The organism is Paenibacillus lycopersici, assembly GCF_010119935.1.
Classification (GTDB): domain Bacteria; phylum Bacillota; class Bacilli; order Paenibacillales; family Paenibacillaceae; genus Paenibacillus_Z; species Paenibacillus_Z lycopersici.
Window position 1 is genome coordinate 6,187,823 of record NZ_CP048209.1, and the last position, 13,809, is coordinate 6,201,631.

Consider the following 13,809-nt stretch of genomic DNA (forward strand, 5'->3'; position numbering starts at 1 on the left):
AAAGCCTCATTTCGTCTTGGATTGGTTATCCGCTGCCAGCGGCTTCGATGTCGCCACGGTTATGCAGCGGAATTCGTTACCGAAATTGCATGTCGGGTCGCCATCGCGGTGCGGCCTGCATGCGCAATAATAGTGGTACAGCACGCCGTCGTGCATGATGACGGACGGCTTATGGGCATGGATGGCGTCAAGCTCGCCTTCTTCGCCGGAGCGGATGATCGGCTCTTCGACCTTCCTCCAATCCTTCAGGTTATCGGAGAACGCGATGCCTTCCTGCGCATGGCTGCCGTCGAAGCCGAAGAAATACATGATCCAGCGGTCCCCGTCCTTCACGACGTACGGGTCGCTCACGAACCGCGAATCCCAGCGGTCCTCCGACACCCGGAGAATCGGATTCGCTTCGGCGCGCACCCAATCCGTCATGTTGTCCGACACGGCGTAACCGGTCTGCTCGATCCAGTAATCGTGCTCATCCGGCCGATTCTTCGCATTATAAAATAAATAGAACTTCCCTTCGTGCTCGATCAGGCTCTCCTTATACAAGCCGCCGCGTTCCCATTCGGCGCCCTCCTCCGGCGTGAGGATCGGCTCCGGCAGGCGATGCCACTCGAGCAAGCTCTCGTCCTCCGACCAAGCGAGCCCGATCCGTCCCGGTCCGGCTTCGTAGCCGTCCTCCGGGTACGTATGGTAGACGAGCCAGTAGCGGCCGTTCCACTTCTTCAGCTTCGCCGGCCCTTCGAGCTCGTTCTCGCGCAGCAGCCAGCAGCCCGCCGTGTTGCGGCTGTCCCACCCGCTGCCCTCGCCGCGCTTCAGAATGACGCCGTAAGGCGACCAGTCGAGCAAATTGTCGCTGACCGCCAGCGCCGTCTGATAACCGATGCCGTTGAAGCCGACATGCAGCATGAAGAAACGATCCCCGTGCCGGAACACGAACGGGACGTCCACTGCCAGCTCGTCGTATGCGCCCGGCTGTCCCGAGCCTGCCAGCACCGGCCGGCCCAGCTTATATGGCGTTAAGTATCGGTCTATTCCCTGTGCAATCATATGAACCTCCCACATTGGTCGATAGCAGTACCGGGCCGCCGGCTCCCCTTTGCCGGTGATGATGCGTCTTGCGCTGCCGCGGCCAGCGGCGTCCTCTGTACGAAATTCGGCGTCTGCGCCGCTATCCCTGCCGCTCTGCAATGGAAACGCCGGGCGGAAATCGGCTCCAGCGCCTTTCATGCCCGGCTTCCATTCGCTGTCTCTATCGCAGAGAGAGCGCCGATCGCTCCGCAATATTCCCCGCGGTCGAGAACGAACGGAACGGCGCCGCGCAATTTCGTGTAGTTCACGATCGTTCGGATCAACGCGTCGTTCTTGATCAGCGTCGAGCCGATATAGACAATCGACGATGTCCCGCCCTGCGCCGCCGCTTGAACGCTGATCGTCGTGACCGTCTCCCCGACAAGTCCGATGATTGCCGCCAGTATATCCGCCGCGCTTCGGTCTGCATCGGCATGGGCCGCTTTGGCAAAATTGCTCGCCGTCAGATCGCCGGGAATCGGAGGCGTCGTGCCTTCGTAGATGTCGCTGACCTTCAAATCGATGCTGTCCCGGTTCCCTTGAAGGGATTCGCGAATGATTTCGTCGTAAGCAATCATGCCGGTCATCAGCCGGGCCAGCCCCATTAACGTTCCTCCGCCCACTCCGATTCCGCCGACCCTCCGATATTGCTCATTCGCGATATGATGAACGGACGTCCCGGTTCCGATGTTGGTCAGAATCAACGACGGACCCGCGTCGATGCCCTGCCGCGCCATCAGAATCCCGGCTCCGGAACAGGTCGCATCGAATTCAAGCATCCGCTGGATCGGCTTATTGCATTGCGCTTGCAGCGCTTCCGCCTTCCCGCCGGTCGCGCAAAACGCCGCCTCCGGGAAACTGGCTTCCAGCCATGCCGCTACCTCGGCGATATCCTTCGAAGGAAACGACCGATAATGAAGATTGCCATTCGTTCGATAGGCGATTTTCACGAGCGTCCCTCCTGCATCAATACCTACTTCCAACCTGTATCCCCCGCTTCTTCAGTTCGTGTCTCTATATAATAGTAGCACAGAGCGCGCAAAGTTTATCGGAGAGGATGATCGCCCTGCTCGCGGACGGCTCGACATTGCCTTGCAAATCAGGCATGCTTGTAATAGCCGCCTGTCCGCCGGACAGGCAAGCGCGCGATCGGAAGCGCGCATGACATTACCGCAGCGCCAAGGAGGAAAATCGATGGATTTGGAATTGAAGGGCAGGACCGTCATTGTCACGGCGGCCAGCAAAGGACTGGGCAAGGCGTCCGCGCTGCGCCTGTCGCGGGAAGGCGCGAACGTGGTCATCTGCAGCAGAAACGCGGCATCGATCGAAGCGGCGGCGGACGAGATCCGTTCGGCGACCGGCGGGGACGTGCTTGCCGCGCAGGCCGACATGTCATCGGCGGCCGACATTGAAGCCTTGATCGCCGCGGCCGCGGAACGGCATGGCCGAATCGACGGCCTCGTCTGCAACGCGGGCGGCCCGCCGGCAGGACCGTTCGCCGACATTACGGACGAGCAGTGGGAGTACGCCTTCCAGCAGAACCTGATGAGCGTCGTGCGGCTGATCCGGCAGACGCTGCCGCATTTTCCGGCGGAAGGCGGACGGATCGTCTACGTCTCTTCCACGTCGATCAAGCAGCCGATTCCGGGCCTTGTGCTCAGCAATACGCTGCGCCTCGGCGTGCAAGGCCTGATCAAGACGCTGTCCGACGAGTACGCGCCGCGCGGCATCCTGATCAACTCGGCCGCGCCCGGCCGCTTCGCGACGGACCGCGTCCGCACGCTCGACGAGTCGCGCGCCGCGTCCGCCGGCATCCCGTACGAGGAGCAACGTGCGCAAGCCGAACGCGAAATCGGCGTCGGCCGCTACGGCGAACCGGCCGAATTCGCCCGGTACGTCGCGTTTCTCGCATCGCCCGCGAACAGCTATGTGACCGGGCAAAGCCTGATGGTCGACGGCGGGCTGGTTCGCGGCGTGTAGAATCGCGGCGTGTAGAATTGAAGGGGCCGGCGCTTGGGCGCTGGCCCCTTTTGTTTGTTTGGCCCGTGTGCGTGGGGCGCAGCCGGCAGGCAAGCGCCGGCTGTGAGGCGGTGTCGGCCGGCTGTGAGGCGCTGCCGGTAGGCGGGGGGGCACCGGCTGCAGAGCGGGAGAAGCCTGCTGGCCGGCAGGCGGGGGCGGCTGCGAGGCGCTGCCGGTAGGCTGCAGGGCACCGGCTGCAGAGCGGGAGAAGCCTGCTGGCCGGCAGGCGGGGGCGGCTGAGAGGCGCTGCCGGTAGGCTGCAGGGCACCGGCTGCAGAGCGGGAGAAGCCTGCTGGCCGGCAGGCGGGGGCGGCTGAGAGGGGCGGCTGGCCGGCGGGGAGAGGGCTGTGAGGTGCTGCTGGCTGGCAAAGGGCGGCTGCGGGGTGCCGACTGGCCGATAGGCAGGGGCCGCCTGCGGCGACTGCTGGCCGGTAGGCGTGGGTGGCTGCAGGGCGTCGGCAGATAGTGGCCGACTGTGGACTGCCGGCTACCCGGTAGGCGGGGGCAGCTGCAAGGTACTGCCGTTAGGCGCGGGGCCGGCTGCGGCGACTGCTGGCAGGCAGGGCCGGCTGGCTGCAGTGCGGTGCGCATGTCGGCCGATATTTATGCCGGAAAGGCAGCTTTCGGTGACCCAGGAGCGCATTAATTCCGGCCAAAATTCCTGCCCGTCGGCAGCTTTTGACGCCTCCAGAGCGCATCCCGGCCAATATTCCTGCCCATTGGCAGCTTTTGGCGCTTCGAGAACGCATTCCAGCCGGAATTCCTGCCCGTAGGCAGCTTTTGGTGCCTCCAGAGCGCATCCCGGCCAGTAGCCTTGCAAAGAACCTTACACACTTGCCTCAGAATGACGAAAAGTCGAATAGTTGCTATACGAACAACTTTATTCGCGTCAGACCGACTAAAATGTCGGTAAAGTTGCTGTTCTGGCAACTTTTCCCGCCCCTGGCCGGTAAAAATGCCGGTAAAGCTGCTGTTCGAGCAACTTTTCCCGCCACGGACCGGCAATAATGCCGGTAAAGTTGCTGTTCGAGCAGCTTTTCCTCCCGGCCAATATTCCCGCCCGTAAGCAGCTTTTGGCGCCTCCAGAGCGCTTCCCGGCCAATATTCCTGCCCATTGGCAGCTTTTGGCGCCTCCAGAGCGCTTCCCGGCCAATATTCCCGCCCGTCGGCAGCTTTCGGCTCCTCCAGAACGCATCCCGGCCAATATTCCCGCCCGTCGGCAGCTTTTGGCGCCTCCAGAGCAGTAGACTTGCAAAGAACCTTACACACCTGCTGCAGAATAGCAAAAAAGTCGAAAAGTTGCCATTCGGGCAACTTAACTCGCCGCAGACCGGCAAAGTGTCGATAAAGTTGTCATTCGGACAACTTTATCCGCCGAAGACCTGCAAAAATGCCGGTAAAGTTGTCATTCGGACAACTTTACCGATGACGTAAATTTGTTTGTGTACCAAAGTTTGGAGTCTATCCAGACATAAGAAAAGTAGGGTATTCTCGGGATTGCGAAGTCACCAAGAAAGGAACCCTACTCAATGAATACTATACCCGAAATGGCACTATCTAATCTATTTGAAAATGCTGTCACTCAGTTCGTTAAAGACAATCTCGAGTCCATCATGCGTGCAGAAATTAAACAGTTCATGGAAGATGCGCCGGAAGGACACCCGAATAGCCGCAATGGCTACTACCGGCGCAGCCTGCACACCAAGTACGGCAATATCGAGGATTTATCCGTTCCTCGCGACCGCAATGGCGAGTTCCAGACGCAAATGTTCGAGCCCTACCAGCGCCGAGACGGGTGGCTCGAAGAAGCGGTGATTCAAATGTACAAGAGCGGGATGGGAACCCGCGATGTCGCACGATTCATCGAGGGGATGTTCGGAAGTCACTACTCGCCTACGACCGTGAGCAACATTACCGCCACCGTGCTTGAGGACATTCAGAACTGGCAGCAACGTCCCCTGCAGAAGCGTTACAGCGTGATCTACCTGGATGGCCTTTACGTCAAGCTAAAGCGCCGTACGGTCAGTGGCGAGGTCGTTTATTTCGCGATGGGAATCGACGAAGAAGGGCATCGTCAGATTCTGGGTTTCTACGTTGGCGGCCAGGAAAGCGCCAACGGCTGGCGTGACGTACTCAAAGACCTGTATAGCCGTGGAGTTCAAGAAGTCCTGCTGGGTGTGTTTGATGGGTTGCCCGGGCTAGACACGGCATTTCGTGAGACCTATCCCAAGGCCGACGTGCAGCATTGCGTCGTACATAAGGTACGGGCAACTTTCCCAAAAATCCGCGTGCAGCATAGAGCGGACTTCCTGGACGCGTTAAAGACCGTCTACAACGCGCCCGATCACGAGCTCGCGCTCGCCGAGTTCGATACGCTGAAAGCGAAGTGGGACAAGTTATACCCAAAGGAAATAAAGGCTTGGGAAGAGCAATTGACGACGCTACTAACGTTCTACAAGTACCCGTCCTTGATTAAAGAGGCCATTTACACATCCAATCCCATCGAGCGGATGAACAAAGAAATTCGCAAACGCCTAAAGCCCATGAACAGCTTAACGAATATGGATGCAGCCGAGAAAATTATCTATCTGGAGCTAACCGACTACAATGAGCGCTTTGAAACCCGGGTGATTCGCGGCTTCGGAGACCCGGTTGTGAAAAAGAAATTGACTGAGTTATTTAACAAGCGTTACCCACCAAATACGGGCGCGGAATAATCCCCCAAATCCATTAATCGCTTGAGCTACGTCCTTGACTACCGAACAAGTTCAGAAAATTCAATTTGTTGTTGGTGCGTTTCGGTGGGGGAATTTCCCCCACCGAAACGCACCAACAACGGTGACATATCCATCGTCCCGATGGATATTCCTACTAGCTTACACAAACTTCTTGACGCTACCACTTTACCCGCCGAAGATCTGCAAAAGTGTCGATAAAGTTGTCATTCGGACAACTTTGCCCGCCGAAGACCTGCAAAAATGCCGGTAAAGTTGTCATTCGGACAACTTTATCCGCCGAAGACCTGCAAAAATGCCGGTAAAGTTGTCATTCGGACAACTTTACCCACCGAAGATCTGCAAAAGTGTCGATAAAGTTGTCATTCGGACAGCTTTACCCGCCGAAGATCTGCAAAAGTGTCGATAAAGTTGTCATTCGAACAGCTTTGCCCGCCGCAGACGGTCGTGAAAAGCCGTGAAATCCTTCCCAGAGGCAGAAATTCGCAGCCTCACGTGGAGCAAAGCGGAGAATTCCTTCCCAAAGGCAGGAATTCATTGCTTCCCGGCCGAAATTCCTGCCCGTAGGCAGCTTGTGGCACCTCCGGAGCGCTTCCCGCCAAAACTTCTGCCCGTAGGCAGCTTTTGGCGTCTCCAAAGCGCATCCTGACCGGAATTCCTGCCCATTGGCAGCTTTTGCCGCCTCCAGGGCGCATCCTGGCCGGAATTCCTTCCTGTAAGCAGCTTTTGGCGCCCCCAGATCGCGTCCCGGCTGGAATTCCTGCCCAGCGGCAGCTTTTGGCGCCTTTGGCGCCTTCCGAGCGCATCCCGGCCGATATTCCCGCCCGTCGGCAACTTTCGGCGACCGCTATCCGCGGTCGTCCAACAGCCCCAGCCGCGCCGCCTTATTCAGCGCCTGCGTGCGTGAATTGACGCCCAGCTTGCCGTAGACGCGGGACAGGTACACCTTCACCGTCCCGATGGATAAAGCCAGCTCACTCGCGATTTCCTGATTCGTCGCGCCGCGGCGGATGAAATCCATCAGCGCCAGCTCGCTCTCCAGCAGCGGCTCGACGAGCTCGGGCGGCTTCGCCCGGCCCGCGGCCGCGGGCGAAGCCGCCGGCAATGCCGCCAGCAGCCGCGCCGCGTATTCGGCGTGCGCAGTCTCGCCGGCTGCCGCATACGCCTGCAGCAATTCGGCGGCTGCCGCTCCCTCGTCGAGGAAGCAGCGCGCATACGCATTCGCTTCCCCGATCGCGAGCGCCTCGCGCAGGGAGCGCATGGCGGCGGCACGCTGGCCGCGTCCGTGCTCGGCCACGGCTTGCAGCAGCGAGATTTCCGCCAGGCTGGAGAGCAGTGCCTCGCGCTCGGCCTGCGGCTTCAGCCATTCCAGCAAACGAACGGCCGGCGTGGATTTCCGCTGCCGGAGCAGCAGCCGCACGAGCGTCAAATACTCGAACTCGCGGTTGAACGCAGGCTTGTCCTTGTCCGACAGCCCCAGCGCGGCCAGTTCCTTCTTCGCCTCGGCGACGCGCTCCTCCGCGAGGTAGATGCGCGCTTTGGCGGCGCGCAGATAGGACAACCAATGCGCGTCCTCGTACTTCTCCGCCGCTTCCATCGCCCGGTCGATCGTCTCGATCGCCTGCTGCGGCAGACGGTCCGCCAGCAGCAGACGCGAGCACAGAACCGCCAGCGGCACGCAGAGGCCCGGAAGGCCGATCCGCCCCGCCGCCTGCTCCAGGCCGCGCGCGAACCGGCGGCTGTCCGCCGGCCGGTTCCATTCATAGTAGCCCTCGGCAAGCGATTGCCGGACGTAGAGGCCGATGAACGAATCCTGCCAGCCATGCGTTTCCAGCACCTGCAGGAAGCCAAGCCCCACCGCCTCCGTATGGGAATTAAGCATGCCCTTCAACCCGAGCGCCGTCCGGCGGACGAGCGGCTCGGTCAAATTATAGTTCACGTCGTAGAAAATCCGGCTGCCCGGCATCATATGGCCCGACGCGCCTTCCGCGAACGTATGCCACCGCTCGAACCGCCCGCTGAAGAAAATCGCGTTCGATTCCACGAACAGCATGCCGCTCCGCACCGCCAGGCGCTCGGCTTCCCCTTCGATCCGGGCAAGCCCGCGTTTCACGGCCGCAAGCTGCGTCTCCGCCAGATCCGCCTGGCCGGTAATCGCCAGAATGAGCGCGTACAGCAGCCTCATATCCTCCGGCCACGCGTCGTTCTCCGGCAGGCTGCCGAACCAGCGCAGCAGCGTCGACAATTCCCCCTGCCGGAACGCGGTCGTAATATGCTTCTCCAGCAGCGTCCGCGCCAGCGCGAATGCCCCTGCGGCGATGGCATGGTCGATGGCTTCGCCGAGCAGCCCGAGGCCGGCGTAGCTTTCGCTCGCCAGCAGGTTTGCCCGCAGCCATCCTTCCGGATCGTCCTTCTTCAGCATGCCGCGCAGAAAGGTCGCGAACAACTGATGGTAGCGGAACCACTCGTCCTGCTCGTCCAGCGGAAGAAGGAAAAGCTGCAGCTCGTTCAGCCGCTCCAGCATCCGCCTTCCGTCTTCTCGCTCGGCGACCGCATTCGCCACCGCCGCGTTCATCCGATCCGCGACCGACGTGCGCAGCAGGAACGCCCGGACATCGGCGGGCAAATGCCCGAACGCCTCCTCGAACAGAAAATCCGCCACGTTCCGGTTATGCCCCTGGAACTCCTCGATGAACCGCTCCCGGTTCGCTTGCGAACGCAGCGAAATGAACGCCAGCTGCAGCCCCGTCACCCAGCCTTCCGTCCGTTCCAGCAGCTTGTCCAGCTGACGCGGGGACAACGGCATATCCGCCATGCCCGAACGATACGCCTCCAATTCCTCCATCGTGAACCGCAGCTCGGGTACCGACAGATTGACGCATTCCCGGCGGGCGACCCATTTGCCCGTCGGGAAAGGAAGCTCCGTCCGGCTTGCGATCAACAGATGCGCATGAGGCGGCAAGTATTCGAGCAGGTACGACAGGCTGCGATGAATCTCGTCGTTGACGATGGCGTGATAGTCGTCCAGCACGAGCACGACCGGTTCGCTGCACGCGAACAGCTCGTTGATCAGCGAGTCGAGCAGCGTCGCCGTCGATAGGTTCGGCAGCGCCTTCGCGAGCGGGATGCTCCGCGGCAGCGAAGCTTCAGGCAGCGCCATGGCCAGCGCATGGACGGCATAGCGCCAGAATTTGGCGAGGTCGTTGTCGTGCTCGTCGAGCGACAGCCAGGCCGTCAGCCGGGAAGCGCTCCGCGTCCATTCGCCGAGCAGCGTCGTCTTGCCATAGCCTGCCGGCGCGCAAACGGCTGTCAGCCGTCCGGACTGCCCCGTCTCCAGCAATCGGAACAGCCGCTCCCGGCGCACCAGCGTTTCCCTCGCAGCGGGAGGCGTCATCTTCGTTTTCAACAGCGTGCGGTCTATTAATGTGCTCATGATTCCTCCGTAGATTCAGTGGGAACAAGGACGATTTTTCTCCATTTTCTCTTTTTATTCGCGAAAAAACAACAAATCGAGTTAACTTTGGTTAATCGTTTTGCAGCGGTCCTTTTGCTAGAATGAAAGCCTCATAGAAGGAATCGAGGAGGTTCATGCATGCATACTCTGTCAAAATGGAAAACGCTCGTCTCGGCGGCGCTGATCGCAATCATCCTGGCAACGCCGATTCCGCTCATGCCCCGCGCGGCAGCGGCCGGCAACGAACCGCCGATCGTAGGCATCGCGGACGACGCTTACTTGCATCTGAACGGAACGGACGCCTATGCGACCAAGAGTGCCGTGCCGTTCGCGAAAAATTTCACCGTCGAGCTATGGGCCCGCTCGGGGACGGCAACGTGGAACGAGAACAGCTCGCTGCTCGATGCCCGCTCGAACAGCGGCATCGTCCTGTCGGCCGTGAAAGACGCGACGGACGTCGACGTCTATCTGTTCAATGACGGAGTCAGGGCCGTCAAACTGGCGGACGGTTTTCACGTGGACGATATTACGCAATGGCATCATTATGCGGTCACCTTCAATTTCAACAACCGGGCCTGTATGCTCTATCTTGACGGCAAGCTTGTCCAAAGTTTGCCCTCCCCCCTCAACATCCGATATACCCTGCCGATCAATACGACGGTGCTGCTCGGCAAGGACCCCAGCCGGAATACGTATCTGAACGCCGATATCGACAATGTCCGCGTGTGGAACGGGGATCTATCGGGCGGCGACATCGGCAGGAACCAAACGCGGCGCATAGCCAGCAGCGAAGACGGGCTTGTCATGAACCTGAACTTCGATACGAATGCGGAAATAACCGGCTCGGGCGGCTACGCGCTGAACGGGCGGCCGTATTCGCTGCCGATCGACGTGTACGAGGATGAGCGCCCATTGCCGCTCCCGGCCATCACCTGGGAGGACAGCGACGCCGCAACGGATCCGTATACGGTCGGTCTGTCGGTTAATCTGGGCATGCTGCATGCGGACACGCTCTCAGGGGTCACGCCGGCGGGCGGCGCAAACGACAGCCGATCCATGCAGCTTTCCGGTACTAGAACGGATCTTCTTGCGGCTTTAAGCTCGCTGTCCTATCGGAACGATCCGAACGTCTCCGGCAGCGACGAGCTGGCGGTGACGGTGACGGATGCCGGAAGCGGTGCGGATGCGCTCCCCGCCACAGGGAGGTATACGCTGCCCATAATCATTCACGGCGTGAACGATGCGCCTTCCTTCGCCATCGGAGCGGATATTACGGTCGGCGATACGGACGGGCCGCAGTCCGTTGCGGGCTTCGCGAGCGCCATCGATGTCGGGCCGTTGGAAAATCAGGCCTTCGTATTCGAGGTATCCTCCGACCGCCCCGATTTGTTCCGGCAGCAGCCGGCCGTCGCCGCGGACGGCACGCTGACCTTCGAGCCGCAGGCCGATGCGATAGGAACAACCGCCGTGACGGTCACGCTTCGCGACGATGGCGGGACGGATTACGGCGGCATCGATGCCGCGACACAGACGTTCCGTCTGACCGTGGCCAGACGGAATCACGCGCCGATCATTACGGGCAACCACGCCCTGCGCACGAACGGCACGGACGGGAGCGTCTCCGTACCCGGCTTGCGGCTCGGCGAGGAATTCACGGCCGAGGTATGGGCGCGATCGGCAACGCCGACCTGGAACGAGAACGGCGTTCTGCTCTCGTCGAGAGGCAAGAACGGCTTCTTGATCCATCCGAACAAAGGCTCGAACACGCTCAACTTCTACGTCATCGACGGCCGTAACGATTCCCGCATCCGGCTAACCGTCGTCAACGCTTTTGCGCCCGAAGATATTACGGCCTGGCATCATTATGCGGTATCCTTCCTGGATGATGGTTCCGGCTACTCCTATTACACGTTGTATCTGGACGGCAAGAAGGTGAAGGAAGCCGACTATCCGGCCAGCACCTTCCGTTCCACTGCGGCGTCCACGTTGTATATCGGCCGGGATGATCCGATATACAGCAGCGAGCAGCGATTCGGAAACGTCGATATCGACGAAGTGCGCATCTGGAACCGGTACATGACCGACGAAGAGCTTGCGGCCGGTTGGAATCGCAAGCCGGACGTAAGCGACATCAGCCTGCAGCTTTATCTGGATATGGAAAATATTCCGGGAACGCAGGTGCCGGACCTTTCCTTGGGCGGCCATAACGGCGTGCTGTCCGGCGGGACGAGCCGAACGATCGGTCCTAATGCGCCGGAACTCGCGGCACCGGCGGCAACCGCCCTGAATGAGGACGGAACAGCGCTCATTCCCGTAGAGCCTGCAGCCGATTACGACGCGGGGGATACGGTGCTGACGGGCGAACTGAGGGCGGAGCACGGACGGCTGAGGCTGGCGGATCATGCCGGTCTGACGCTCGTAGACGGGGACGACGATTCCTCACGGGCCGTCTACGCCGGCTCCGCCGACGATTTGAACGCCGCCTTCTCGCAGGCGGCCTATACGCCGGATGCCGATTATAACGGCACGGACGCGGTAACGCTGACCGTCACCGACACGGGCAACGGCTTGCCGGCGGAAGTCAAACACGCCGCGCGCGTCTATCCGGTCACCGTGTTGGTCGTAAACGATGCGCCGGCGTTCGTGACAGGCGCCGATCTTACGGTCGCGAAGAACGCAGGCGCTCAAAGCGTAATCGGCTGGGCAACCGGCATCGATGCAGGCGCGCCGGACGAAGCCTCGCAGCAGCTTGCTTTCAGCGCCGTCACGGATCATCCGGAATGGTTCGCAGCGCAGCCGTCTATCGCGGCCGATGGCACATTGACCTACGAGACCGCGCCGGATGCGGTCGGTGCGGCGGTCATTACCGTCACGCTGCAGGATGACGGCGGTACCGCGAACGGCGGCGCCGATACATCCGCGCCGCAAACGTGCACGATCACAATCGAGGAACCGCCGACCGATCCTTCCGGACCGATTGATCCTTCCGGGCCGACCGACCCTTCCGGGCCGACCGACCCTTCCGGGCCGACCGATCCTTCCGGGCCGACCGACCCTTCCGGGCCGACCGACCCTTCCGGGCCGACTGACCCTTCCGGGCCGACCGATCCTTCCGGACCGACCGATCCTTCCGGGCCGACCGATCCTTCCGGACCGACCGATCCTTCCGGACCGACCGACCCTTCCGGGCCGACTGACCCTTCCGGGCCGACCGATCCTTCCGGACCGACCGATCCTTCGGGACCGACCGATCCTTCAGGGCCGACTGACCCTTCGGGACCGACTGACCCTTCGGGACCGACCGATCCTTCGGGACCGACTGACCCTTCGGGACCGACCGATCCTTCCGGGCCGTCTGACCCTTCGGGACCGACCGATCCTTCCGGGCCGACCGATCCCTCGAGGCCGACCGATCCTTCGGGACCGACGCAGCCTGCTGCATCGGGCGACGACGGGCAGCCAGACGATCCGGCGCACGGCAGCTTCAACGTATATGCGCGGCAGACATCGGAATTCCAGCTGGATCCATGGCTTCGCGTTCACGTCCCGTTCGGAGCGGCAGCCGCCGACGGTACCGTCGAGGTGAGCATGCTGGCGGATACGGATGCGCCGCTGTCGCCACGGAAGACGCTCAGCCCGCGGTTCAGGCTCGCCGGCTCGGCGGAACCGCTGAACGCGCCGATTACGCTGACGCTTCAATACGACGCGACGGCCGTGACGAAAGGACACCGGCCTGCCGTGTATTACTACAATGAGCCATTGGCCCGGTGGATCTACATCGGCGGCAAGGTGAATGCGGATGGCAGCGTGACGGCGCAAGCGTTCCGCTTCGCGACCTTTGCCGTACTCGACAGCAGCGCCGCCGTCTTCCCGGACCTTGCCGGCCATTGGGCCGCCGACGATGTCAGCCGGCTCGCGGGCATGGAAGCCGTGAACGGATACGAGGACGGCCTGTTCCATCCCGATGCCGAGCTGACGCGGGCGCAATTCGCCAAGATCGCCGCGGCGGCGCTCGGGCTGCAAGCTGCCGGCAGCGGCACTCCGTTCGCCGATGCGGCCGACATCCCGGCGTGGAGCACATCCGCAGCCGAAGCGCTTGCCCAGGCGGGCTTCATGCAGGGCGACAACGGCCGCTTCAAGCCCGGCGCGGTCATGACCCGGGCCGAGCTGGCCGTCGTCATCGCCCGCATCCTGCGCGCGAACGGCGTGAATCCGCCAGCCTCGGCGGCGCTGCCTTACCGCGATGCGGCCGGCATTCCGGTCTGGGCCAGGGAGGCCGCAGCCGAGACGCTGGCGGCAGGCGTTCTGTCCGGCTCGCCGGACAACGCGTTCCGCCCGTCCGGCGCCGTTACCCGCGCCGAAGCCGCGGCAGCGCTCTTCAAGCTCCTTCAGGCGCTTCATATTTAACGCTCTTGACGATTAACGTCTTTCTTGCTTCGCCGCCTACTGAACAAGCCCCGAGGCAGCCGTTATCAACGGCCGCTTCGGGGCTTGTTCTTCCTCGTATGCCATTCGTCCCGGTCGATCCCGGGTTTC

General features: G+C 61.6%; 7 protein-coding genes. 3 read left to right on the forward strand and 4 right to left on the reverse strand.

The window, feature by feature from the left end; genetic code table 11:
- Positions 1–6: 6 nt before the first annotated feature.
- On the reverse strand, positions 7–1,044 hold the full coding sequence (locus GXP70_RS27080; protein ID WP_162359684.1) for a hypothetical protein: 1,038 nt from the start codon (positions 1,042–1,044) through the stop codon (positions 7–9).
- A 176-nt stretch (positions 1,045–1,220) separates the two neighbouring features.
- Positions 1,221–2,048, reverse strand: coding sequence for a type II pantothenate kinase (gene coaW / locus GXP70_RS27085; protein WP_225442574.1), 828 nt, complete (start codon positions 2,046–2,048; stop codon positions 1,221–1,223).
- Between the two features lie 211 nt (positions 2,049–2,259).
- Here coaW and GXP70_RS27090 point away from each other — a divergent pair, with 211 nt between their 5' ends.
- Complete coding sequence (locus tag GXP70_RS27090; RefSeq protein WP_162359686.1) at positions 2,260–3,045, forward strand: SDR family oxidoreductase; 786 nt, start codon at positions 2,260–2,262, stop codon at positions 3,043–3,045.
- Between the two features lie 681 nt (positions 3,046–3,726).
- On the opposite strand, the gene GXP70_RS27095 is transcribed toward GXP70_RS27090, so the two are convergent.
- Positions 3,727–4,398, reverse strand: a complete 672-nt coding sequence (locus GXP70_RS27095) for a hypothetical protein (protein ID WP_162359687.1) — start codon at positions 4,396–4,398, stop codon at positions 3,727–3,729.
- 215 nt (positions 4,399–4,613) lie between these two features.
- Here GXP70_RS27095 and GXP70_RS27100 point away from each other — a divergent pair, with 215 nt between their 5' ends.
- Positions 4,614–5,801: an IS256 family transposase gene (locus GXP70_RS27100; protein ID WP_162355740.1), complete on the forward strand. Its 1,188-nt coding sequence runs from the start codon at positions 4,614–4,616 to the stop codon at positions 5,799–5,801.
- Between the two features lie 865 nt (positions 5,802–6,666).
- Here GXP70_RS27100 and GXP70_RS27105 read toward each other — a convergent pair.
- Complete coding sequence (locus GXP70_RS27105) at positions 6,667–9,252, reverse strand: winged helix-turn-helix domain-containing protein (protein ID WP_162359688.1); 2,586 nt, start codon at positions 9,250–9,252, stop codon at positions 6,667–6,669.
- 159 nt (positions 9,253–9,411) lie between these two features.
- Here GXP70_RS27105 and GXP70_RS27110 point away from each other — a divergent pair, with 159 nt between their 5' ends.
- Positions 9,412–13,680 (forward strand): LamG-like jellyroll fold domain-containing protein, encoded by a 4,269-nt coding sequence (locus GXP70_RS27110; protein WP_162359689.1) that lies wholly within the window; start codon positions 9,412–9,414, stop codon positions 13,678–13,680.
- Positions 13,681–13,809: the final 129 nt, after the last annotated feature.